The sequence below is a fragment of the Kitasatospora cathayae genome, assembly GCF_027627435.1.
Classification (GTDB): Bacteria; Actinomycetota; Actinomycetes; order Streptomycetales; family Streptomycetaceae; genus Kitasatospora; species Kitasatospora cathayae.
This window is the reverse complement of the sequence record NZ_CP115450.1, coordinates 120,755-143,079: the sequence shown is the minus strand read 5'-3', so window position 1 is coordinate 143,079 and position 22,325 is coordinate 120,755. Positions and strand designations below refer to the sequence as shown.

General features: G+C 73.7%; 26 protein-coding genes. 11 read left to right on the top strand and 15 right to left on the bottom strand.

Features of this window, described 5'->3' with window-relative positions; all coding sequences use genetic code 11:
- The first annotated feature begins 64 nt into the window (after positions 1-64).
- Complete coding sequence (gene dnaK, locus O1G21_RS00810; protein ID WP_270139835.1) at positions 65-1,921, top strand: molecular chaperone DnaK; 1,857 nt, start codon at positions 65-67, stop codon at positions 1,919-1,921.
- Positions 1,922-1,970: 49 nt separating this feature from the next.
- Here dnaK and O1G21_RS00805 read toward each other — a convergent pair whose 3' ends face one another.
- The 13 genes from O1G21_RS00805 to O1G21_RS00745 all read right to left on the bottom strand — a co-directional run bounded on the left by O1G21_RS00805 (position 1,971) and on the right by O1G21_RS00745 (position 11,054).
- Positions 1,971-3,833, bottom strand: coding sequence for a complex I subunit 5 family protein (locus O1G21_RS00805; RefSeq protein WP_270139834.1), 1,863 nt, complete (start codon positions 3,831-3,833; stop codon positions 1,971-1,973).
- A gap of 7 nt (positions 3,834-3,840) precedes the next feature.
- Entirely contained in the window at positions 3,841-4,188 is a 348-nt protein-coding gene (locus O1G21_RS00800; RefSeq protein ID WP_270139832.1) for a sodium:proton antiporter, read from the bottom strand.
- Positions 4,189-4,329: 141 nt separating this feature from the next.
- Entirely contained in the window at positions 4,330-5,070 is a 741-nt protein-coding gene (locus tag O1G21_RS00795) for an MnhB domain-containing protein (RefSeq protein ID WP_270139830.1), read from the bottom strand.
- Complete coding sequence (locus O1G21_RS00790; protein WP_270139828.1) at positions 5,067-5,336, bottom strand: Na(+)/H(+) antiporter subunit B; 270 nt, start codon at positions 5,334-5,336, stop codon at positions 5,067-5,069. The genes O1G21_RS00795 and O1G21_RS00790 overlap by 4 nt, the downstream gene beginning before the upstream one ends.
- The gene (locus O1G21_RS00785) at positions 5,333-5,644 is read right to left on the bottom strand and encodes a cation:proton antiporter (RefSeq protein WP_270139826.1); all 312 of its coding nucleotides are present in this window, start codon (positions 5,642-5,644) and stop codon (positions 5,333-5,335) included. The genes O1G21_RS00790 and O1G21_RS00785 overlap by 4 nt, the downstream gene beginning before the upstream one ends.
- Entirely contained in the window at positions 5,641-5,898 is a 258-nt protein-coding gene (locus O1G21_RS00780; RefSeq protein ID WP_270139824.1) for a monovalent cation/H+ antiporter complex subunit F, read from the bottom strand. Before O1G21_RS00780 ends, O1G21_RS00785 begins: the two co-directional genes overlap by 4 nt.
- Complete coding sequence (locus O1G21_RS00775; protein WP_270139823.1) at positions 5,895-6,341, bottom strand: Na+/H+ antiporter subunit E; 447 nt, start codon at positions 6,339-6,341, stop codon at positions 5,895-5,897. The genes O1G21_RS00780 and O1G21_RS00775 overlap by 4 nt, the downstream gene beginning before the upstream one ends.
- Positions 6,342-6,534: 193 nt before the next feature.
- Positions 6,535-6,720: a hypothetical protein gene (locus O1G21_RS00770; protein WP_270139821.1), complete on the bottom strand. Its 186-nt coding sequence runs from the start codon at positions 6,718-6,720 to the stop codon at positions 6,535-6,537.
- A gap of 126 nt (positions 6,721-6,846) precedes the next feature.
- A complete protein-coding gene (locus O1G21_RS00765) occupies positions 6,847-7,020 on the bottom strand; it encodes a CsbD family protein (protein WP_270139820.1) in 174 nt (57 codons plus the stop codon).
- A 289-nt stretch (positions 7,021-7,309) separates the two neighbouring features.
- A complete protein-coding gene (locus O1G21_RS00760) occupies positions 7,310-8,266 on the bottom strand; it encodes an SDR family NAD(P)-dependent oxidoreductase (protein ID WP_270139818.1) in 957 nt (318 codons plus the stop codon).
- A gap of 103 nt (positions 8,267-8,369) precedes the next feature.
- Positions 8,370-9,371, bottom strand: coding sequence for a PHP domain-containing protein (locus O1G21_RS00755; RefSeq protein ID WP_270139816.1), 1,002 nt, complete (start codon positions 9,369-9,371; stop codon positions 8,370-8,372).
- Between the two features lie 31 nt (positions 9,372-9,402).
- Positions 9,403-10,419 (bottom strand): SDR family oxidoreductase, encoded by a 1,017-nt coding sequence (locus O1G21_RS00750; protein WP_270139815.1) that lies wholly within the window; start codon positions 10,417-10,419, stop codon positions 9,403-9,405.
- A gap of 35 nt (positions 10,420-10,454) precedes the next feature.
- On the bottom strand, positions 10,455-11,054 hold the full coding sequence (locus O1G21_RS00745; protein ID WP_270139813.1) for a DUF6328 family protein: 600 nt from the start codon (positions 11,052-11,054) through the stop codon (positions 10,455-10,457).
- 63 nt (positions 11,055-11,117) lie between these two features.
- On the opposite strand from O1G21_RS00745, the gene O1G21_RS00740 reads away from it, so the two are divergent.
- Complete coding sequence (locus O1G21_RS00740; protein ID WP_270139811.1) at positions 11,118-11,606, top strand: STAS domain-containing protein; 489 nt, start codon at positions 11,118-11,120, stop codon at positions 11,604-11,606.
- An 11-nt stretch (positions 11,607-11,617) separates the two neighbouring features.
- Positions 11,618-12,097 (top strand): ATP-binding protein, encoded by a 480-nt coding sequence (locus O1G21_RS00735; protein ID WP_270139809.1) that lies wholly within the window; start codon positions 11,618-11,620, stop codon positions 12,095-12,097.
- 65 nt (positions 12,098-12,162) lie between these two features.
- Here O1G21_RS00735 and O1G21_RS00730 read toward each other — a convergent pair whose 3' ends face one another.
- Positions 12,163-12,342 (bottom strand): hypothetical protein, encoded by a 180-nt coding sequence (locus O1G21_RS00730; RefSeq protein ID WP_270139808.1) that lies wholly within the window; start codon positions 12,340-12,342, stop codon positions 12,163-12,165.
- A gap of 56 nt (positions 12,343-12,398) precedes the next feature.
- Positions 12,399-12,722, bottom strand: coding sequence for a plasmid stabilization protein (locus tag O1G21_RS00725; protein ID WP_270139807.1), 324 nt, complete (start codon positions 12,720-12,722; stop codon positions 12,399-12,401).
- Positions 12,723-13,098: 376 nt separating this feature from the next.
- On the opposite strand from O1G21_RS00725, the gene O1G21_RS00720 reads away from it, so the two are divergent.
- The 8 genes from O1G21_RS00720 to O1G21_RS00685 all read left to right on the top strand — a co-directional run bounded on the left by O1G21_RS00720 (position 13,099) and on the right by O1G21_RS00685 (position 22,312).
- Positions 13,099-13,986 carry a SigB/SigF/SigG family RNA polymerase sigma factor gene (locus O1G21_RS00720; RefSeq protein WP_270139805.1) on the top strand — a complete coding sequence of 296 codons (888 nt, stop codon included), beginning with the start codon at positions 13,099-13,101 and terminating at the stop codon, positions 13,984-13,986.
- 91 nt (positions 13,987-14,077) lie between these two features.
- Positions 14,078-15,883, top strand: coding sequence for a thiamine pyrophosphate-requiring protein (locus O1G21_RS00715; protein ID WP_270139803.1), 1,806 nt, complete (start codon positions 14,078-14,080; stop codon positions 15,881-15,883).
- Positions 15,870-16,349, top strand: a complete 480-nt coding sequence (locus O1G21_RS00710) for a hypothetical protein (protein ID WP_270139801.1) — start codon at positions 15,870-15,872, stop codon at positions 16,347-16,349. Before O1G21_RS00715 ends, O1G21_RS00710 begins: the two co-directional genes overlap by 14 nt.
- Positions 16,342-18,666 carry a GMC family oxidoreductase gene (locus O1G21_RS00705; protein WP_270139799.1) on the top strand — a complete coding sequence of 775 codons (2,325 nt, stop codon included), beginning with the start codon at positions 16,342-16,344 and terminating at the stop codon, positions 18,664-18,666. Before O1G21_RS00710 ends, O1G21_RS00705 begins: the two co-directional genes overlap by 8 nt.
- A gap of 30 nt (positions 18,667-18,696) precedes the next feature.
- Positions 18,697-19,791, top strand: a complete 1,095-nt coding sequence (locus O1G21_RS00700; protein ID WP_270139797.1) for an enolase C-terminal domain-like protein — start codon at positions 18,697-18,699, stop codon at positions 19,789-19,791.
- 46 nt (positions 19,792-19,837) lie between these two features.
- A complete protein-coding gene (locus tag O1G21_RS00695) occupies positions 19,838-20,512 on the top strand; it encodes an HAD family hydrolase (RefSeq protein WP_270139796.1) in 675 nt (224 codons plus the stop codon).
- A gap of 245 nt (positions 20,513-20,757) precedes the next feature.
- A complete protein-coding gene (locus tag O1G21_RS00690) occupies positions 20,758-20,967 on the top strand; it encodes a ferredoxin (RefSeq protein WP_270150732.1) in 210 nt (69 codons plus the stop codon).
- Entirely contained in the window at positions 20,957-22,312 is a 1,356-nt protein-coding gene (locus O1G21_RS00685) for an NAD(P)/FAD-dependent oxidoreductase (RefSeq protein WP_270139794.1), read from the top strand. The genes O1G21_RS00690 and O1G21_RS00685 overlap by 11 nt, the downstream gene beginning before the upstream one ends.
- Positions 22,313-22,325 lie beyond the last annotated feature (13 nt).

Here is a 22,325-nt window from a genome sequence, read left to right as displayed (position 1 = left end):
GCTCAAGTTTCATTCCTCCCACTGAGGCAAGGTGGAAGGGGTGAGCAGAAGAGGAGGCCCGGCAATGACACGCGCAGTCGGTATCGACCTGGGAACGACGAACTCGGTGGTCTGCGTGCTGGAGGGCGGCGAGCCGGCCGTCATCGCCAACGCCGAGGGCGCCCGGACCACCCCGTCGGTGGTGGCCTTCGGCAAGGGCGGCGAGGTGCTGGTCGGCGAGGTCGCCAAGCGGCAGGCCGTGACCAATGTGGACCGCACCGCGCGTTCGGTGAAGCGGCACATGGGCGAGAGTGGCTGGCGGTTCCCGGAGAAAGGGGACGTGAACGGCAAGCGCTACACCGCGCAGGAGATCTCGGCCCGGGTCCTGCAGAAGCTGAAGCGCGACGCCGAGGCGTACCTGGGTGAGGACGTGGCGGACGCGGTGATCACCGTGCCTGCGTACTTCAACGACTCCCAGCGCACCGCGACCAAGGAAGCCGGCGAGATCGCGGGCCTGAAGGTGGCCCGGATCATCAACGAGCCGACCGCCGCCGCGCTCGCGTACGGCCTGGACAAGGAGAACGACCAGACGGTGCTGGTCTTCGACCTCGGTGGCGGCACCTTCGACGTGTCGCTGCTGGAGATCGGCGAGGGCGTGGTGGAGGTGAAGGCCACCTCCGGCGACACCCACCTGGGCGGTGACGACTGGGACCAGCGGATCGTCGAACACCTGGTCAAGCAGTTCAAGAACGGCTACGGCATCGACCTGTCCAAGGACAAGATGGCCGCCCAGCGGCTCCGGGAGGCCGCCGAGAAGGCGAAGATCGAACTGTCCGCCGCGACCGAGACGACGATCAACCTGCCCTACATCACGGCCTCCGCCGAGGGTGCGCTCCACCTGGACGAGAAGCTCACCCGCGCCCAGTTCCAGCAGCTGACCGCCGACCTGCTGGAGCGCTGCGAGGGCCCGTTCCACCAGGCCGTCAAGGACGCCAAGATCGAGGTCTCGGACGTCGACCACGTCATCCTGGTCGGCGGCTCCACCCGGATGCCGGCCGTGACCGACCTGGTGAAGAAGCTCACCGGCAAGGACCCGCACAAGGGCGTGAACCCGGACGAGGTCGTGGCCGTCGGAGCGGCCTTGCAGGCGGGTGTGCTGAAGGGCGAGGTCAAGGACGTCCTGCTGCTCGACGTCACCCCGCTGTCCCTGGGCATCGAGACCAAGGGTGGCATCATGACCAGGCTGATCGAGCGCAACACCACGATCCCGACCAGGCGCTCGGAAGTGTTCACGACCGCCGAGGACAACCAGCCGTCGGTGACCGTGCAGGTGTACCAGGGCGAGCGCGAGATCGCCGCCTACAACAAGAAGCTCGGCATGTTCGAGCTGACCGGCATCGCACCGGCCCCGCGCGGGATGCCGCAGATCGAGGTCACCTTCGACATCGACGCCAACGGTATCATGCACGTCGGCGCGAAGGACCTCGGCACCGGCCGGGAGCAGAAGATGACCGTCACCGGCGGCTCCTCGCTGCCCAAGGACGACATCGACCGCATGATCCGGGAAGCCGAGCAGCATGCGGAGGAGGACCGCCGCCGCAAGGAGGCCGCCGAGACCCGCAACCAGGGCGAGCAACTCCTCTACAGCACCGAGAAGTTCCTCACCGAAAACCAGGACAAGGTCCCGGCCGACGTGAAGAACGAGGTGGAGACGGCCCTGGCGGAGCTGAAGGACAAGCTCAAGGGCGAGGACACCGCCGCGATCCGCGCGGCGAGCGACAAGGTCGCCCAGGTCAGCCAGAAACTGGGCCAGGCCATCTACGCCCAGACCGCCCCCGGCGCACCAGGCGGCGGCGCAACCGGCACCCAGGGCGAGGAAGGAGAGGAGGTCGTGGACGCCGAGATCGTGGACGAGGACGAGCGCAAGGGAGGCGCCGCATGACCACCGTCGACCGGCAGGCGCGGCCAACTCCGGGACTCCGACGGGCCGTTCAAAGCTGAGCCGTGAGGGCGATCAGCAGCGCGGCCAGCCCCACGGCCAGCCAGGCGACGTAGTCGCCGAGCAGTCCCGAGTGCAGCCGGCGCAGCGGCAGGACGGTCGCCCGGTACAGCCCGCCGGTGCCGCGCCTGGGGTCGCGCCGGATGGCGGCGGTGGCGAAACCGACGGCCAGCAGGGTGGAGAGCAGGCCCAGTCCGATGCCGGAGGCCGTCCACCAGGCCTCGGGAGCCGCCGGGGCCGGCCCGCCCGGCCCGCCGAGGGTCTCGGTGAGGTAGCCGGCCCGGTCGGTGAAGGCCGTCGCGGCGGCTGCCAGGGCCCGTCCGACGCCCGGCACCACGCCCACGGCCAGGCAGCCGACGAGCAGCAGTGCCGGCACGAGGAGCATCGGTGCCGGCGGTCGCCGGCCCGGTTCGCGGATCTCCGGCTCCTCGCCCTCGCCGGTGGTCGCCGCCACCTCGGGGTGCTCGGACGGTGGGGCGCCGAGCCCGCCGAAGACCCGCAGTCCGGCGCGCAGCACCGCGCCGCCGGTGAGTGCGGAGACCAGGACGAAGACCACCGGCAGCCAGCCGCCCCAGTGCCCGGCGGCCTCCTCGGTGACGGCCTTGCCGAGCCCGGTGCCGAACGGCGGTAGCCCGGCCAGGGCGAGCGCGCCGAGGACGAACAGCAGCCCGATGAGGCGGAGTTCGCGGGCCCGGCCGTGCAGCCCGTGCTCGTCGACCGAGCCGTACCGGTCGAGCAGCACGCCGGTGAGGCCGAACAGCGCCGCCTTGGCGCCCGCGTGGCCGGCCACGTACACGGCCGCGCCGGTCAGCCCGGCCGGTTCGAGCAGCGCGGCGCCGATCAGGAACAGGCCGACGTGCCCGACGGTGGAGAAGGCGAGCATCCGCTTCAGGTGGCGCTGCTGCCAGCACATCACGGCGCCGACCAGCGCCGTCAGCACGCCCGCGGCGAGCAGGGTGTCGCGGACCACGGCGTCGGGCAGGCCGCCCGCCCCGGCGAAGACCACGCGGTGGATCCGCGCCACCCCGTAGACGCCCAGTTCGACCATCACCCCGGACAGCAGCATGCACACCGGGCTGGGCGCCACCGCGTGGGCGTCCGGCAGCCAGAAGTGGAAGGGCGCCGACGCGGCCTTCACCAGCGGACCGGCCAGGACCAGGACGAACGCGACGACGACCAGGGCGTCCCGGCCGTGCCCCGCGGCGGCGCGCTGGTCCAGCGCGGCGCCGATCTGGGCGAGGCCGAGTTCGCCGGTCCGGGCGTAGAGCAGGCCGATGCCGAGCAGCGAGAGGTACGCGGCGGCCGAGTTGACCAGCCCGAAGGCGAGCGCGCCGTGCAGCGGACGCGGGTCCTCGATCCGGTAGCCGGTCAGCGCGTAGGCGACGGCGCCCATCAGCTCGAAGAAGACGAAGGCGTCGAAGAGGTCCCCGGTGAGCGCGAAGCCGCACATCCCGGCCTCGAAGAGCAGCAGCAGGGCGGGGAAGACCCCGCCGTGTTCACCGGAGGGCTCGTCGAAGTAGCGCCAGGCGTAGCAGACCACCGCGAGGACGAGCACGGCCACGAGCAGGGCGAGGCCGGTGCCGAGGCGGTCGGCGACCAGCACGATGCCGACGCTGTGGCCGCCGCGCGGGGTCCAGCCGCCGAGCCAGGACACCGCCCGGCCGTCCGGTGCGGTCCGCGCCCACAACAGGGCCAGGCAGGCCACGTCGGCGGCGGCCCAGACGGCGGCCAGCGCGTCGCGGCCCGGGCGGGGCAGCCGGCGGCCGGCGACGGCCAGCACGGCGGCGCCGAGCAGCGGAATGGCGACGGCCAGCGGCAGCAGGTCGGCGGTGCCCAGCGGATCAGGGGTGCTCACCGGCGCCTCACCCGCGCAGCCCGGTCAGGTCCTCCGGGTCCACCGTGCCGTGCCGCTTGCGCAGTTGGATGACCAGGGACAGCAGCAGCGCGGTGACGGTCGCCCCGACCACGATGTCGGTCAGAACGAGCGCCTGGACCACCGGGTCGACCACCGGCGCGTCGGTCGGCAGGTCGGAGAAGACCGGCGCGGTGGCGCCGTTGCCTCGGTAGCCGATGGCGAGCAGCAGCACGTAGGTGGAGGACTGGGCGACGGCCAGGCAGCCGACCGCCTGCACCAGGTTGCGGCTGGTCACAAGGCCGTACAGTCCGGCGAGCAGGATCCAGCCGGCGGCCAGGTAGGGGAAGTAGCTCATGCGCCCGCCTCGCTTCGCTCGGCGGTCGCTTCGCGAAATGCGCACCTCTTGATGGTTCGCTCGCTCCGCTCGCTCATGCGCCCGCCTCGCTTCGCTCGGCGGTCGCTTCGCGAAATGCGCACCTCTTGATGGTTCGCTCGCTCACTGACGCTCCCCGCGAGGGACGATCTCGACCGCCTGGTCCAGGAAGTGCGCCAGCAGGACCACCACGCCCGAGGCGACCTCGACCCCGACGGCGGCGTTGATCACCGCCACCAGTCCGCTGGAGGACAGCTGGTTGAAGGTGCCGAGCGGCAGGGTGTTGGCGAGGTAACCGGCGCCCTGGGCGAGGCCGATCAGTCCGAGCGCGGCGTAGCTGCCGGCCGCGATCGCGTCCGCCACGTCCAGCACGGCCAGCGGGCGGACCCGCTTGAGCACCAGGTAGTCGGCGGCGACGTAGGCCAGGTGCAGGGCGGTGGCCACTGCGACGCCGCCCTGGAAGCCGCCGCCGGGGCTCAACTGGCCGTGGGCGACGAGGTATCCGCCGACCAGCAGGGTGACCGGCAGCAGGGTGGCGCCGAACAGCCGGGTGGTGGGCAGTACGGGTTCGGCGGCGGCGCGGCGCTTGCGCTCGTCCCGGGCCAGCCGCAGCAGCATGCCGGCGCCGAGCACCGAGCCGAACAGGATGGACTCCTCGCCGAGGGTGTCGAAGGCCCGCTGGTCGAAGTTGACGGAGGTGACGATGTTGGCCGTCCGCCGGGCCAGCCCGGCCGCCACCGCCCGTTCGCCGTACGGGTGTCGACTGCCGCCGAAGCCGGGCAGCTCGGTCGCGGCGGTGATCAGGGCGGCGGCGAGGATGGTGGCGGCGGTCAGGAACAGCCCCAGCCGGGTGGTGCGGCTCACTCGGTGCGGTCCGAGGATTCTTCCGAGTGCTCCTGGCGGCGCACCCGGCGGACGGTCAGCAGGATCAGCAGCGGGGTGATCGCGCTGCCGACGCCGAGCTGGGAGAGCGCGACGTCGGGCGCCTGGAGCACGGTGAACAGCAGGGCGAGGCAGAGCCCGAGCAGGGCGAGGACGGCGGCCTGCCGGACCGGGTCGCGGGTGAGCGCGGCGGCGGTCGCGGTGACGGCGGTGAGCAGCAGGGCGATCAGGGTCAGGGCGTTGGTCACCGCTGGGCCTCCCGCTGGGCCGTCTCCCGCTGGCCGCGCACGGTGGCGCGTGCGACGGCCATCGTGGTGACGGTGCCGCCGACAGCCAGCAGCAGGCCGATCACCAGCAGCTTGACGGCCGCCCGTCCCGGCCCGGTGTCCACCGCGAGGGCGAGCGCGACCAGCGGCGCGCCGAGGGTGGCGGCGGGGGAGAGGGCGTGCAGCCGCAAGTAGGGGCCGGGCAGCACGGCGAGGGCGAGGGCGGCGAGCAGCAGCGCGGTGGTGCCGGCCACCAGCAGGACCAGCGCGAGGGTGTGCCGGGGCGTCACCGCTGCCTCCCGGCCAGGAAGCGGGTGAAGACCAGCGTTCCGGCGGGCGCCAGCACCGCGAGGTCCAGCGCCAGGTCGGTGTACGAGGTGCGGCTGAACCCCTGGGCGAGCAGCAGCAGGACGACGGAGGTGGTCGTCGCGGCGAGGTTGAGCCCGGCCAGCCGCTGCTGGGGTGAGCCGCGCAGGCCGAGCAGCAGGCAGGGGCCGACCCCGCCGGTGGCCAGCAGGGCCGCCGCGAGCAGCCAGGCGTTCACTCCCCGGCTCCGGTCAACGCCCGCTCCAGCGCGGAGAGTTCATCGCCCAGGGTGTGGACGGTCAGCTCGCCGTCCCGGCTCTCCACCGCGAACGCTCCGGGCGTCGCGGACAGCAGCGCCGCGCCCCAGGCCGCCCCGGTGCCGGGGGCGAGCCGCACGGTGCGGAACCCGCCGTGCCGGCGGCCGGGTGAGAGCACGGCGAGCGCCAGCCGGCCGGTGTCGGCCAGCAGGGTCCACGGGAACGCCCACAGCGCCCGCGCCAACCGGGCCGCTCCGCCGACAGTCGCTCCGGACGCGCGTCGGACGGCCACCGCACCCATCGCCCCGAGGAGCGCCACACCGCCGCCCACCGCGACCTCCAGCGGTGGCACCGAGCTGATCAGCACGATGTTCAGCAACAGCAACACCCCCCACCAGAGCAGGAGTTCGAGCGCCGTCCGCATCGCACCACCCCCGAGTGGGTCGTCACCTCGCCCGCCACCGCGGCGGGCGGCCCCCAGGTGTACCGTCCGGTCGGCGCACGCGTCCCGCACGCAACGCCGCAGCACGCGCGATCGCCGCGCCGGACCACCCGTTCGCCGGACGGCGGGCCGGAAAGCTCCGATGATCGGCCCGGCCCGTGCGGCCGTGCGACTGCTACTGCTGGTGCTGCTTCGGCTTCGGCTCGTGGGCCGGCTCCGTCACCTCGAACTCCGGGCCGTCCTGCGGCCCCTTCTCCTCTTCGTGTGCCGGTGGCGGACTACCCTCACCGGTCATCCGGGACTCCGGTGTCTCGACCGGCTCCGGCGGGTCCTTCGGCACGGGGTTGCGCATGGTGCTCATCGCGTTCGCCTCCTCGGAGCGGTACCGGGCGGCCGGTCGGCTGGGCGGCCGGTCGGCCACGCGGACGTCGCGGCTCCACGCTGGTGCTCGCTCCGGCCGGGCCGACGGCCGCCCGGTACCCCGGACTCAGTCCTTCCCGACGTCCTTGATCTTCTCGCCGGCCTGCTTGAGGTCGCTCTTCATCTGCTTGCCCCGGCCCTTGGCCGTGACGACCGGGTCGTCCAGGGCCTTCCCGGCGGCTTCCTTGGCCTTTCCCTGGCCCTTCTCGGCGATGTTGCGCAGCTTCTCCTCGGTACCCATGGGGTGGGCTCCTCTCGTCCGTCCGATGGCGGGGCCGGGTCATAGTCCCAGCGCCGCGTGTGCCCGGGACACGGGCTTCCACACGAGTCGGCGGCCACCAACCCTCCGTCGGGCTCAGTCCTCGGCAGGGTCGGCATGGGCGGGAAGACCCGGGGCAGCCCGTCCGTGCGGACCGATGAGGACCACCGGGCCGTCCGGATGGGCCAGCCGGTACGGCCGTCCGCCGTCGAGCGCGAGCGGTGGTGTCCCGGTGCCCGTGGTACCGCCCCGGGCCTGGCTGGTGACCTCTTCAGGACGCCGTGGGCTCGTTGTGGGCCCGCCCCGCCCGGCGTCCGAGGGTGGTGAGCCGGTGGACCGGGCCACCGCGCGGATGCCGGGCGGCGGCCCGTAGCCCCGGCACGCCGTGCTCCGGGGCACCGCCGGCTGACGGCAGCAGCCGCGCGGCCAGGCTGAGCAGTCGGTTGGTGGTGGCGGGTGCCACGCCGTGGGCGAGTACGGCGGCCTTGGCCGGCGGCGTCAGCACCAGCTCGCGCCGCCCGTTCTCGACCGCCCGGACGATCCGCCGCGCGGCCCGCCCGGCGTCCATCGACACCAGCGGCAGGGACGCGGCGGTGGCGAACCAGGCGTACTCGCTGGCCGCCTGCCCGGCGAACTCGGCGGCCGTGTGCGAGCCCGTACGCATCAGCCCCGGCAGCACGGTGGTGACGCGGATGCCGTACTGCGCCAGCTCCGCTGCCAGCCCCTCCGAGAGACCGGTCAGCGCGAACTTGGCGGTCACGTACGGCAGCAGATGCGGAGCCGGGATCCGGCCGCCGATCGAGCTGATCATGACGATCGAGCCCGCGCCGCGGGCCCGCATCGAGGGCAGTACCGCCTGGACCAGCCGCAGCGGTGCCATCGTCATCAGCTCGTGCGCCCGCCGGAAGTCCTGCTCCTGCATCGCCGAGGCCGGACCGACCTGGATCAGGCCGGCGTTGTTGACCAACAGGTCCACCTCGGCGCCGAAACGCTCCCGCACGGCCGCGAGCAGTCGCCCGGGCGCCTCCGGATCCATCAGGTCGCAGGCCGTCGCGGCCACCTCGCCCGGCCGTCCGCGCAGCTGCCGCAGCGCCCGCTCCAGCGCCGGTTCGTCCCGGCCGCACAGCATCACGGCGCAGCCCCGCTCGGCCAGTTCCCCCGCGATCAACAGCCCCAGCCCCCGGGAGGAGCCGGTCACCAGCGCCGTCCGTCCGGCCAGCACACCCATCGCCCGCGCCCTCCTCGCTCCGGGAAGTCCGACGTCGGCGCGTGTGTCCGGCCGGTCCGCGCGCAAACCCCGGGGTGGCCAGCGCATCGGCGCTGAGGGGTGATCAGCCGGCGGCCGGACGGGCCCAGGCGAGCAGCCGTTCGCGCGGCCAGGTGGTGACCAGCCGTTCGGGCGGGAGGCCGAAGCGGGCCGCACGGGCGTAGCCGGAGGTGAGCCAGTGGAGTTGTTCGGGGGCGTGGGCGTCGGTGTCGACGGCGAACAGGCAGCCCACGTCGGCGGCCAGGCGCAGCAGGTCGTCGGGCGGGTCGCGGCGTTCGGGGCGGCAGTTGATCTCCACCGCCGTCCCGGCGGCGGCGCAGGCGGCGAACACCGCCTCGGCGTCGAAGCGGGAGGGCGGCCGGCCGCGGCCGGTGACGATCCGGCCGGTGCAGTGCCCGAGGATGTTGGTGCGCGGGTTGCGGACCGCCGCCAGCATCCTGGCCGTCATCGGTTCCGGGTCCGCGCGCAGCTTGGAGTGGACCGAGGCCACCACCACGTCGAGCCGGCCGAGCAGTCCGGGTTCCTGGTCGAGCGAGCCGTCCTCGAGGATGTCGCACTCGATCCCGGTCAGCAGCCGGAAGGACCCGTCGCGGGCGTTGCACGCCGCGACCACGTCGAGCTGGTGCCGGAGCCGTTCGGGGCTGAGACCGTGGGCGATGGTCAGCCGGGGCGAGTGGTCGGTGAGGACGGCCCATTGGTGGCCGAGCGCGCGGGCGGCCTCGGCCATCTCCTCGATCGGGTGGCCGCCGTCGGACCAGTCGGAGTGCAGGTGGCAGTCGCCCCGCGCGGCCGCGAGCAGGCCCCAGCCGGCCCGGGCGGCCGGTCCGGCCGCGGTCTCCAGCCGGGCGAGGTAGGACGGGGTCGTGCCGGCGGCGGCCTGGGCGATCACCTCGGCGGTGACCGGCCCGACGCCCGGCAGGCGGCGGGCGCGTGCGGCGTCCACCGGCCCGGGCGGCAGGGCGCGGACCGCGTCGGCGGCGGTGTGGAAGGCCCGCACCCGGTAGGGCGAGGCGTCGTTCCACTCCAGTAGGAAGGCGATCCGGCGCAGCGCCGTTGCCGGGTCCATGGCGGCCCACGAGGCCGGCGGGCGGCCTCGGTCACCGTCCCCGCGCGAGCGCGCGGGCGGCGGCGCCGGCGAGGACGGCGCCGCCGGCGGCGAGCAGGCCGTGGTGCTGGGAGGCCCAGAGCTGGGCGCTGTGTTCGCGGGCCTCGCCGTCGAAGCGGCCGTGGGCGCCGTGGTCATGGGAGGCGTCGCCCGGGGCCCAGAGGTTGGCCCGCTCCTCCGGGGGGCGCGGCCCGTCGTCCTGCTGGGAGTCGATGCCGGTGCGGGCGAGGTAGCGGTCGAGCAGACCGGGGGCGAGCGCGTTGGCGACCAGGGTGGCCGCGGTGCTGCCGCCGACCCAGTACTCGCGCCGCCCGGGGTGGTCGGCGGCGTAGCGGACGGCGCGGGCGGCCAGTTCGGGCTGGTGGACGGGCGGGACGGGCCGGGCCCGGCCGCGCAGCCGGTTGAGCACCCAGTCGAACTGCGGGGTGTTGACCGCGGGCAACTGCACCATGGTCACCCGTACGCCCGACCCGCTGGCCAGCAGCTCGCAGCGCAGCGCCTCGTGCCAGCCCTGGATGGCGTGCTTGGCGCCGCTGTAGGCGGTCTGCAGCGGGATGCCGCGGTAGGCGATCGCGGAGCCGACCTGCACGATGGTGCCCCGGTCGCGCGGCAGCATCCGGCGCAGTGCGGCCCGGGTGGCGTTGACGTAGCCGAGGTAGGTGACCTCGGTGACCCGACGGAACTCCTCGGCGCTGATCTCGGTGAAGGGCGCGAACACCGACACGAAGGCGTCGTTGACCCAGACGTCGATCGGGCCGAACTCCGCCTCGGCGCGGGCCGCTGCCGCCTCGCAGGCCTCCGGGTCGGAGACGTCCGCCAGGATGGTGCGCACCGGCGAGCCGGCTGTCTGGGCCTCGGCGGAGGCCGCGCGCAGTCCGGCGATGCCACGGGCGATCAGCACCAGCTGGTCGCCGTCGGTGGCGAACGCCCGGACGCAGGCCCGGCCGACTCCGGCGGTGGCGCCGGTGATGACCACGGTTCGGGGCTTGGAACGCGTACGGATCCTCATGGCGGGCGTCTTGCCGGGCTTCCGGTGGCGAAACGTCACGGGCCGTCGTCGCCGTTCTCGCCGTCGTCGCCGTTCTGGCCGTTCTGACCGTCGTGGCCGTCGTGGCCGTCGTGGCCGTCCGGGGGTCCGCCGTTGCGCCAGTGCAGGTGCCCGAGCGGCAGCAGCAACCAGCAGGAGGCGAACCACAGCATGACGACGGCGGTGATCCAGCCGGAGACCGCTGAGCCGGTCGCCACCCGCAGCAGGAGCAGCAGGGCCGAGCCGATGGTCAGGGCCAGCAGCACCAGCCCGATGGCCACCAACCGGGCTGCGGCGTCCACCAGTTGGGGCTTCAGGCGGCGCCCGGCGAAGATCCGGTGGTAGGTGACGGGGGAGGTCAGCGCGCCGGTGGCGAGCGCCCCGAGCACGACGGTGGCCACATACAGCCCCCGGTCGAAGCCGCCGAGTTGGGCGAAGCGCGGCATGAAGACCACGCTCAACAGGAAGCCGAAGAGGATCTGCGAGCCGGTCTGGGCGACCCGGACCTCCTGGAGCAGCTCGCTCCAGCGCCGGTCCGCCCGTTCCTCGGGCGACTCCTGACGGCCGACCCGGGGCCGTGGAGCGTGGCCGTCGCGGCCGGTGTTCGGCGCCGCCATGTGATCGCCTCCGCTCCTCCCGTCGGCGCGTGTAGCCGCGACCGGGCGGGGCAAACGCGGGGCATGGACGAGGAGCACGTGGCCTGCCCGGCCGCACCCGGGTCGGTCGGCGAGAACTCGACCGTCCGCCCCGTGCGGCACGGTGGTCGGGACGGCGCGGCGCCGTCCCGACCGGTGCTCCTGGCTGGGGACCCGATCGCGGTGGAGGGCCGGCGGGACGGCGGGGGTCTGTGGATCGCGGTGGAGCGCGAGGGACCGGTGCGGATCGTCCATGTCGCCGGGGAGCTGGAACTCGCGGGCCTGCGCCCTGTCGTGGCGCGGCTGTTCGCGGTCACCGGGGTCGACCCCGTGCTGCGGATCCATCCCGATCTCGGGGCCGCGCGGGCCCAGCCCGATTCGTTGCCGGAGCCGGAGTCGGAGCGTACGCACTCGTCGAAGCGCAGCCACTCGTCGGAGCCCGGACGGTCGTCGCAGCCCGGGCGGTCGTCGGAGGAAGAGTCGCCGGAGGAAGTGTCGTCGGCGCACCCGGGCGCTCCGCGGCGCCCGGTGTGAGGAGGCCCGGCATGGACCGTACCGGGCGAGGACGACCGGGGGGCGCCGGAGAGACCAGGCGGCTCGCGTTCGAGGGCAGCGAGGGCGCGGTGCAGCGCAGCCGTGAGTTCAGCCGTGCGGCGCTGTGGTCCTGGCACTGGCTGCCCGCCCTCGACGACGAGCAACGGGCCCGGGCGGAGGACGTCCTGCTGATGGTCTCGGAGCTGGTCACCAACGCCTGTCTGCACGCGCCGGGCGGCCCGCGCGAACTGCGCCTGGACTGGGACGGCATCCGCCTGCGGGTGGAGGTCTCGGACGCCAGCCCGGTGTTGCCGCGGCTGGTGGCCGCCGATGACCCGGGCCGGCCGGGTGGGCACGGCCTGCGAGTGGTCGACCGGCTCGCCCGCGCCTGGGGCGCGGGGCCGGACGACGGGGGAAAGCTGGTCTGGCTGGAGGTGCCGTCCCCGCTCAATCGGCACGCCCGGCTGGACGGTTCCATCCGGCGTGGCTGAGCGGGGCGCAGGGGGTACTCGCAAGCGGGCGTACTTGGGTGCCGGGGCGCCCCCGGGCCCAGGCCCTACTGCTGCCCGGGGTGCGGCTTCGGCGGTGGTGCCGGGTCGGGGTCCGGGTAGGGCGTGGGGTCCGGGAACGGCGGGATGGGCGGAGGCACCGGGTCGGGGCCCTCGCCCGGCCGGGGCGCGGGATTGGGGTGGGGGATCGGCTGGGTGTCCGGATCAGGGGGCGTCGGAACGGTCATGGCGCGCACCTTCGTCGGAAGTCGGAACTCGGAGGTCGGTTCGGTGGCCAGTCTGCTCAGCGGCCGAGCGCATGGGCCAGTTCGCGCTTGTTCATCTTCGAACGGCCCTTGATGTTGCGGTGTTTGGCCTCGTTGTACAGCTGGTCGTAGGTCGGGCCGCCGGAGCCCTTGTGCGAGCGCTGTCCGCCGCGCCGGCCGGACGACATGTCGTGGGTCGAGGTGCGGCTCGCGGACTTGGACTCGCCGTGCCTGGCGCGTTCCTTGTTGACCGTCCGAGCGGCGATCTCCTTGGCCCGCTTCTCGCTCTCGCCCCGGTCGAGCGCGCTCTCCTTGATGTGCTCGTACTGGCGTTCCCGCTTGGGGCTGGATCCTCGGGGCATGGCCGCCCCTCCTCTCGTGGCCCGGCTCTCATGGTCCGGGTGGTCACCTGAGCGCGTACCCGGACGAATCGAAAAAAACCAGTCGAAAACGTGAATTCCCTGTCGTGTGTCGGGTAGAACAACCGTGCGGCGGTTCGCCGGACGAACGGCCGCCGGCACCCGGCCGGGTGCCACCGGGGCCTCACCGCCGACACCGGCCCAGGTCCTGGGGAAGAGCCCCCGATGCGCGAGCGAGAGCCCGCCCGACGTCGCCGGGCGCTCGCCTCGATGCCGAGGAGGACACGTGTCCACCCCCCTGGAAACAGCTCCCCTGGAACAAACGTCCCTGCGAACAACGTCCCTCGAAACAATCCCCCGCGGCGAGCAGGACACCGCCGTGCCCTCGGGCACCCCGCCCGATCTGCCGCCGCAGCTTGATCTGCCGCCGAAACCCACCAGGACCGAACTCCGCGCGATGGGCAAGCTCGAGGCACGTGAACTCAGCGACGCGCTGTTCGAGCGGCTGTCCGGGCTGGCCCGCGAGAGCGCCGCCTACAGCTACGTGCGCGGCACGGTCATCGAGCTCAACATGCCGCTGGTGCGGTTCATCGCCGCCCGCTTCCGGCACCGGGCCGAGGACATGGACGACATCCTCCAGGTGGGCACGATCGGCCTGATCAAGGCCGTCGACGGCTATGACCCGCACCGCGGCGTCGAGTTCGTCACCTACGCGATCCCCACCATCGCCGGCGAGATGAAGCGCTTCTTCCGGGACACCTCCTGGCCGGTCCGGGTGCCGCGCAGCATGCAGGAGCTGTACCTGACGGTGGCCCGCGGCTCGGACCGGCTGGAGCAGCAGCTCGGCCGCCTCCCGCAGCCGGCGGAGATCGCCGATGACCTCCACCTCAGCGTCGAGCAGGCCACCGAGGGCGTGGTGGCGGGCCGGGTCTACCGCCCGAGCTCCCTGGACGCCCTGCGGGACCAGGACAGCGACGAGAGCGGCAGCGCCATGCTGGACCGGCTCGGCGGCTGCGACCCGGGCATCGAACTGGTCGACTTCCGTACCGCCGTGCGCCCCCTGCTCGCCGAACTGCCCGAGCGCGAACAGACCGTGCTCAAACTCCGCTTCTGGGAGGGCCGGACCCAGTCCGAGATCGCGGCGCGCATCGGCGTCTCCCAGATGCACGTCTCCCGGCTGCTGAGCGCCACCCTGGCCCGGCTGCGCGAACAACTGGAGGACCGGGACGCGCCCGGCTGGTCCGACGAACCGCCCGAGCCGGACTGACTCTCCCCCTCGCCGAGGTTTCCCGCCCCCCGCACCGGTTAGCCGCCCTCTGCGGGGGGCCGTCGTGTGAAGGGCGTCAAGGAGGAGCACCGTGTCCCCGAAGGTTTCCGACCACATCCTGGAACGACTGCGCGCCTGGGACGTCCAGTACGTCTTCGGCTACCCCGGCGACGGCATCAACGGGCTGCTCGCGGCCTGGGGCCGGGCCGACAACAACCCCGTCTTCGTCCAGGCCCGGCACGAGGAGATGGCCGCGTTCGAGGCCGTCGGCTACGCCAAGTTCGCCGGCCGCACCGGCGTGTGCGCGGCGACCTCGGGCCCGGGCGCCATCCACCTGCTCAACGGGCTGTACGACGCGAAGCTGGACCACGTCCCGGTGGTGGCCGTGGTCGGACAGACCGACCGCAGCGCGATGGGCGGCTCCTACCAGCAGGAGGTCGACCTGCTGAGCCTGTTCAAGGACGTCGCCGCCGAGTACTGCCAGATGGTGACGGTCCCGGAGCAGCTGCCCAACGTGCTCGACCGGGCGATGCGCACCGCCGCCGCCCGGCACACCGTCACCGCCGTGATCGTGCCCGCCGACGTCCAGGAGCTGGACCACAACCCGCCCGAACACGCCTTCAAGATGGTGCCCTCCAGTCTGGGCAGCCCGCACTGGACGGTCGTTCCCGAGGACGACGAGCTGCGCCGGGCCGCCGACGTGCTCAACGCCGGCCGCAAGGTCGCGATGCTGGTCGGCCAGGGCGCCCGCAACGCCCGCGAGCAGGTCGAGCAGACCGCCGAACTGCTCGGCGCGGGCGTCGCCAAGGCGCTGCTCGGCAAGGACGTGCTGCCCGACGTGCTGCCGTACGTCACGGGGTCGATCGGCCTGCTCGGCACCCGCCCCTCGTACGAGCTGATGCGCGACTGCGACACCCTGCTGACCGTCGGCTCGTCCTTCCCGTACACCCAGTTCCTGCCCGAGTTCGGCCAGGCCAGGGCCGTGCAGATCGACCTCGACCCGTTCATGGTCGGGCTTCGCTACCCGTACGAGGTCAACCTGGTCGGCGACGCCGCCCGCACGCTGGACCGGCTGCTGCCGCTGCTGGTCCGCAAGGAGGACCGCGACTGGCAGCGCACCATCTGCGACAACACCGAGCGCTGGTGGGAGGTGATGGAGCGGCGCGCCGAGGTCGAGGCCGATCCGATCAACCCCGAGTACGCCATCCACGCCCTCGACCACCTGCTGCCCGACGACGTCATGGTCACCGCCGACTCCGGCTCCGCCGCCAACTGGTACGCCCGCCACCTGCGCTTCCGCGGCCGGATGCGCGGCTCGCTGTCCGGCACCCTGGCCACCATGGGCCCGGGCGTCCCGTACGCGATCGGCGCCAAGTTCGCCCACCCCGAGCGGCCCGCGATCGCCCTCGTCGGTGACGGCGCGATGCAGATGAACGGCCTGGCCGAGCTGATCACCATCGCCAAGTACTGGCAGCAGTGGGAGGATCCGCGCCTGGTGGTGGCGGTGCTCAACAACCGCGACCTCAACCAGGTCACCTGGGAGATGCGCGCCATGCAGGGCGCCCCGAGCTTCCTGCCCTCCCAGGAGCTCCCCGACGTCGACTACGCCGGCTTCGCCCGCACCCTCGGCCTGGGCGCCGAACGGGCGATCGCGCCGGAGGACGTGCCCGGCGGCTGGCAGCACGCCCTGAACTCCGACCGCCCCTACGTGCTGGAGCTGCGCACCGACCCGGCCGTCCCGCCGATCCCGCCGCACGCCAGCTGGGACCAGATCCAGGCCGCCGCCGCGTCCGTGCTGCGCGGCGACCAGGACCGGGCGGCGATGGTGCGCCAGGGCTTCAAGGCGAAGCTCCAGGAGCTGCTGCCGTCCTTCGGAGGCCGGCATGGCCGGCACTGACCCGCTCCGGCGCGGCACCGCCCTTCTTCGGCGCGGCGCCGAGCTCGCGCTGCGCAACGTCCGAACCGGGCGCTTCCAGCGCTCGCTCGCCCTGGCCACCGGCGCCGGCTCGGTGATCACCGCCGCCGAGATCTACCTGGAGCACGACCGGGCCGGATTCGGCAACCGCGTCATGTGGTGGCCGGTCTGGCTGGGCCCGGTCGGCGCCGTCGCCGGGGTGGCCGGGGCACTCAACCCCCGGGCCGCCCGCACCCTGCTGCCGGTCGCCTCCGCCGCCATCACCGCCAACGGCCTCCAGGGCACCTGGCTGCACGTGCGCGGCATCGCCGAGAAGCCGGGCGGCTGGGAGATGGCCCGCTACAACGTCGAGATGGGCCCGCCGCTGTTCGCGCCGCTGTTGATGAGCCTGGTCGGAGGGATGGGCCTCGTCGCCGCCGTACTGCGCCGGGAGTCCCGCTATGCCTGAACCGCGCTTCCCCGGCTTCGACGTGTTCTCCCAGGCCCGGTACTGGGACCGCGAGACGGCGGCCGTGGTGGTCTCCCGCACCGGCCCCCAGCCACCGCTGCGCCTCTTCACCCCCGCCGAGGAGGCCACCGCCCGCGCCCTGCTCGACCAACTGCTGGACCACCCCGACGTCCCGCTGCTGCCGATGATCGACGCCCGGCTCGCCGAACTGGAGACCGACGGCTGGCACTACGCCGACATGCCGATGGACGACGAGGCCTGGCGCCGCTCCCTGCACGCCCTGGACGAGGACGCCGACGGCCCGTTCGCCGCGCTCAGCGAGGTCCAACAACGAGCGCTGATCGGCCGGGTCCAGGAACTGGACGGCGAACGCTGGCACGGCCTGCCCGCCCGGCACGTCTGGAGCCTGTGGACCAGGTACGCCTGCACCGCCTACTACTCCCACCCCACCGCCTGGAACGAGATCGGCTTCGGCGGCCCCGCCCACCCGCGCGGCTACCTGCGCCTGGGCGTCGGCCTGCGCGAACCCTGGGAGGTCGCCGACGCCCACCCCCACCCGCCCCGGCCCCCCGACCACCAGCCGCCCAGCCCGGTGCCCCGCGCCACCGACCCCGGCCGGCACTCCCGGCTGCGCGCCGCCGCCGAGACGGTACGGGCCAACGCCGCAGCCGAGCGGGAGGTCCGGCGCACCAACGCCTCCGCCTGGCTGCTGCCCCGCGACGGCCACGGCTTCGACCACACCCTGCGGCGCGACATGCGGCGCCACGCGGACACCGACGAGGTCGACCTGCTGATCGTGGGCTGCGGCGCCGGCGGCGCCACCCTCGCCCAGCGGATGGCCCGCCGGGGCTGGAGCGTCGTGGTGCTGGAGGCCGGCCCGTTCTGGGACCCGCTCACCGACTGGGTGAGCGACGAGGCCTCCTCCCACCACCTGTACTGGACCGAGCCGCGGCTCATCTCCGGTTCCGACCCGGTACCGCTCGGCTCCAACAACTCCGGCCGGGGCGTGGGCGGTTCGATGATCCACTTCGCCGGCTACGCACCCCGCTTCCACCCCTCCGACTTCCGCACCCACAGCCTCGACGGCGTCGGCGCCGACTGGCCGATCGACTACGGCGACCTGCGCGAGTCCTACCGCCGCCTCGAGTACGAACTCCCCGTCGCCGGCCAGTACTGGCCCTGGGGCGAGCCCCACCCCTACCCGCACCCGCCGCACCCCGTCGGCGGCAACGGCGAGGTCTTCCTGCGCGGCGCCGCCGCCCTCGGCATCCAGGCCCGGGTCGGCCCGGTCGCCATCACCAACGGCCGCTTCGGCCGCCGGCCGCACTGCGTCTACCGCGGCTTCTGCCTCCAGGGCTGCAAGGTCAACGCCAAGGCCTCCCCACTGATCACCCACGTCCCCGACGCCCTCGCCCACGGCGCCGAGATCCGCGCCGACTGCATGGCCGCCGCGGTCGAACTCGACGCCGACGGACTCGCCCGCGGCGTCCGCTACTTCCACCACGGCCGCGAACACCTCCAGCTCGCCCGCACCGTCGCCGTCGCCGGCTACGCCATCGAGACCCCGCGGCTGCTGCTCAACTCCGCCTGCCCGCGCTTCCCCGAGGGCCTGTGCAACGACCACGACCTGGTCGGCCGCTACGTCATGGTGCAGGGCGCCCCGCAGACCTCCGGCCGCTTCGAGGAGGAGGTCCGCGCCTACAAGGCCCCGCCGCCCGAGGTCTCCACCGAGCAGTACTACGAGACCGACCCCGCCAAGCCCTACCGGCGCGGCTTCACCATCCAGAACATCTCCCCGCTGCCCATCACCTGGGCCGAGCACGTCGTCGCCCAGGGCCACTGGGGCGCCGACCTGCGCGCCTACCTCAGCGACTACGTCCACTGGGCCACCCTCGGCGCGATGGCCGAACTGCTGCCCCAGCCGGACAACCGGGTGACCATCGCCGAGCAGACCGACCGGCACGGGCTGCCGGTCGCCGAGTTCGCCTACTCCCAGTGCGACAACGACCGGATGCTGATCCGGGCAGCCCGCGAGGTGATGGAGTCCATCCTGCGCGCCGCCGGGGCGAGCGAGGTCATCACCATCGACCGATACGCCCACCTGGTCGGCGGCTGCCGGATGGCCGACCACCCCTTCGCCGGCGTCGTCGACCACCGGCTGCGCACCTTCGCCGTACCCAACCTGCTGATCACCGACGGCAGCGTGCTGCCCACTCAGGGCAGCGCCAACCCGGCGCTGACCATCATGGCCCTGGTCGACCGGGCCGCCGGCCTGCTGGCGGCCGGCGAACGCTCCGGACTGCGGGCACCGCCATGAACCGGGCGCCGTCATGAACCGAGTGCCGCCATGAACGAGATCGAACGCATCGCCGTGAGCGTCTACACCGTCCCCACCGACGCCCCCGAGGCCGACGGCACCCTCGCCTGGGACCACACCACCCTGGTCCTCGCCCAGGCCGTCAGCGGCCCCCACACCGGCCTCGGCTGGACCTACGGCGCGCCCGCCACCGCGGCCGTCATCACCGGCGAACTCACCCCGCTGGTCACCGGCCGCGACCCGCACGACACCAGCGGCGCCCATGAGGCCATGAACCGGGCCGTCCGCAACACCGGCCGCCCCGGACTCGTCGCCGGCGCCATCTCCGCCGTCGACCTCGCCCTGTGGGACCTGCGCGGCCACCTGCTCGGCCTGCCCCTCGCCCGGCTGCTCGGCGGCGCCGCCCGGCCCGTCCCGGTGTACGGCAGCGGCGGCTTCACCACCTACTCGGCCGAGCGGCAGGAACGCCAACTGCGCGACTGGGCCGCGGAGCAGGGCATCCCCCGGGTCAAGATCAAGATCGGCGAGTCCTGGGGCACCCGCGAACACCGCGACCTCGAACGGGTCCGCGCCGCCCGCGCCACCGTCGGCGACCGGGTCGACCTCTACACCGACGCCAACGGCGGCTACCGGCGCAAACAGGCCGTCCGGATCGGTGCCGCCCTCGCCGACCAGGGCGTCAGCTGGTACGAGGAACCGGTCTCCTCCGACGACCTCACCGGCCTGCGGTCCGTCCGCGACGCCGTCAGCCCCGACGTCACCGCCGGCGAGTACGGCTACGACCTCGCCTACTTCGGCCGGATGATCCCCGCCGTCGACTGCCTCCAGGCCGACGCCACCCGCTGCGGCGGCCTCACCGGCTGGCTGCGCACCGCGGCCCTCGCCCAGGCCCACGGCCTCGACGTCTCCGCCCACTGCGCCCCCCACCTGCACGCCCACGCCGCCGCCGCCGTCCCCAACTGCCGCCACCTGGAGTGGTTCCACGACCACGTCCGGATCGAGCGACTGTTCTTCGACGGCACCCTCGACCCCACCGGCGGCACCGTCACCCCCGGCGCCGACGGCGCCCCCGGCCACGGACTGCGACTGGCCCCCGCCCGGGCCGCCGAGTACCGCACCGGTTGACCGGACAGGACCGGACCGGACCGGCTCCGGCGAAAGGAAGACGACCATGACGACCACCCCGGCAGCGCTCTTCGACGTCGACGGCACCCTGCTCGACACCGCGTACTTCCACGCCCTCGCCTGGTGGGAGGCCCTGCGGCAGCACGAGCACACCCTGCCCGTCGCCCGGGTCCACCGGGCCATCGGCATGGGCGCCGACCAACTCCTCGACCACCTGCTCGGCACCGACCGCGACCACGGTGACGACGAGGGCATCACCGCGGCCCACGCCGCCCTGTACGCCCGGTTCTGGCCGCAGATCCAGCCGTTGCCGCGCGCCGCCGACCTGCTGCGCGCCTGCGCCGACCGCAGCTGGCCGGTCGTCCTCGCCAGCTCCGCCTCCGAACGCGAACTCGCGGTGCTGCGCCGCGCCCTCGACGCCGACGAGGTGATCACCGCGGCCACCTCCGCCGACGACGTGGCCGCCACCAAACCCGCCCCCGACCTGGTCCGCGCCGCCCTCGACCGCGCGGGCGCCGAGCCCGAGCACGCCGTCTTCGTCGGCGACACCGTCTGGGACGTCACCGCGGCCGGCCGAGCCCGGGTGCCCTGCGTCGCGGTGGAGACCGGCGGCTTCGACACCCGGGAACTCCTCGGCGCGGGCGCCGCCGAGGTCCACCGCGACACCGCCGAGCTCCTGGCCGACCTCGACCGCAGCCTCCTGGCCGGCCCACCGGCCTGAGCCCCGTCCGCCCGCGTGCGGCCCGCCCCGGCCCCGGTTCCGGCAGCTGATGCGGGTGGCCGTCTCCGTCTGTGAAGGCGTCATCTCCTCGGCGACGCTGCTCAAGCGCCTGCGCTCCGGCTCGCCCAAGGACGGCACGCACCGCCTTCCGCCCGTCTTCCCGCGGTGGACCGGCGGCATGCAGGCGCCCGGATCTGCCCCCATGCTGGAGATGAGGGGGTGCGAGAGCGGAGGACGTGGTGGAGATGCGGACCGTTGTCGACCTCACACGCTGTCAGGGCTATGCACAGTGCGTGTTCCTCGCCCCTGAGGTGTTCGTGCTGCACGGGGAGGAGGGACTGCTCTACGCCACGGCCGTCCCCGAGGACCAAACCGAGCGCGTGCGCCAGGCCGCGGCGGCGTGCCCGGTGAAAGCGATCCTCCTCGGGGAGGAGGTGAGCACTGGTGCCCGGTGACCTCAAGAGCGGCCGTATCGTCATCGTCGGCGCGTCGCTGGCCGGGCTACGGGCCGCGGAGGCATTGCGCGAGGAGGGCTTCACGGGCTCGGTGACCGTGGTGGGGGACGAGCCCCACGCGCCCTACGACCGGCCGCCGCTGTCGAAGCAGGTGCTGCTGGGCCAGGCGACGGCGGACACCACCGGGCTGCCGATGCGCCGGGACCCAGAGGCCGAGTGGCGGCTGGGCGTACGCGCCACGGGTGTGGACCTGCTGGAGAAACGGGTGCGGCTGGACGACGGCGAGTCACTGCCGTACGACCGGGTGCTGATCGCCACCGGAACCCGCGCGCGGCCCTGGCCCGACCAGAGGGAAGGCGCCCTGGACGGAGTGTTCACCCTGCGCACGCGCGAGGACGGCGCGGGGCTGGCCGAGCGACTGGCCGCGAGGCCGGAGCGGGTGCTGGTGATCGGCGCCGGTTTCACCGGCTCGGAGATCGCCTCGGCCTGCCGGGAGCTGGGGATCGAGGTGACCGTCGCCGAACGCGGCCCCGCCCCTCTGGTGGGCGCCCTCGGCGGCACCCTGGCGAAACTCGCGGCCGTCATGCAACGCAACCACGGTGTGGACCTGCGCACCGGGGTGACGGTCACCGCCCTGAACGGCGACGGCAGCTTCACCGGCGCGCAGCTGTCCGACGGCAGCCGCGTCGACGCCGACGTGTGCGTCGTGGCCCTGGGGGCGATCCGCAACGTCGAATGGCTGGCGGATTCCGGGCTGGCGGCGGGCCCCCGCGGGATCGCCTGCGACGCCGGATGCCGCGCCTTCAACATGTACGGGATCGTCACCGACGACGTCTTCGTGGCCGGCGATGTCTCCCGTTTCCCCCACCCGCTCTTCGGCTACCAGATGCTCTCCCTGGAGCACTGGGGCAACGCGGTCGAACAGGCCGAGGTGGCAGCCCACAACATGGTCAACCCCGGACCGCTGCAGCGCCCGCACCTGTCCATCCCGACGTTCTGGTCCACCCAGTTCGGACTCAACATCAAGTCGGTCGGCGTACCCACCTACTCCGACCACGTGGTCATCGCCCAGGGCTCCCTGGAGGCGCGCCGGCTCGCCATGGTCTACGGCTACCAGGGCCGGGTCACCGCCGCCGTCACCGTGGACATGGCCAAGTCGCTCGACTACTACCGGCACCTGATCGAGACCGCCGCCCCGTTCCCGCCCCCGCCCGGCGCGCAGGACCGGGCGATCGCGGCCGACGTCACGATCCCCTCCGCCGTACCGGACCCTTCCGTGCTGTCCCACGGCCCGACCGTCGCGCTCACCGGTTACCTTCCCGACCGCCGGCTGACGGTGGTGTAGCCCCCGTCCGCCC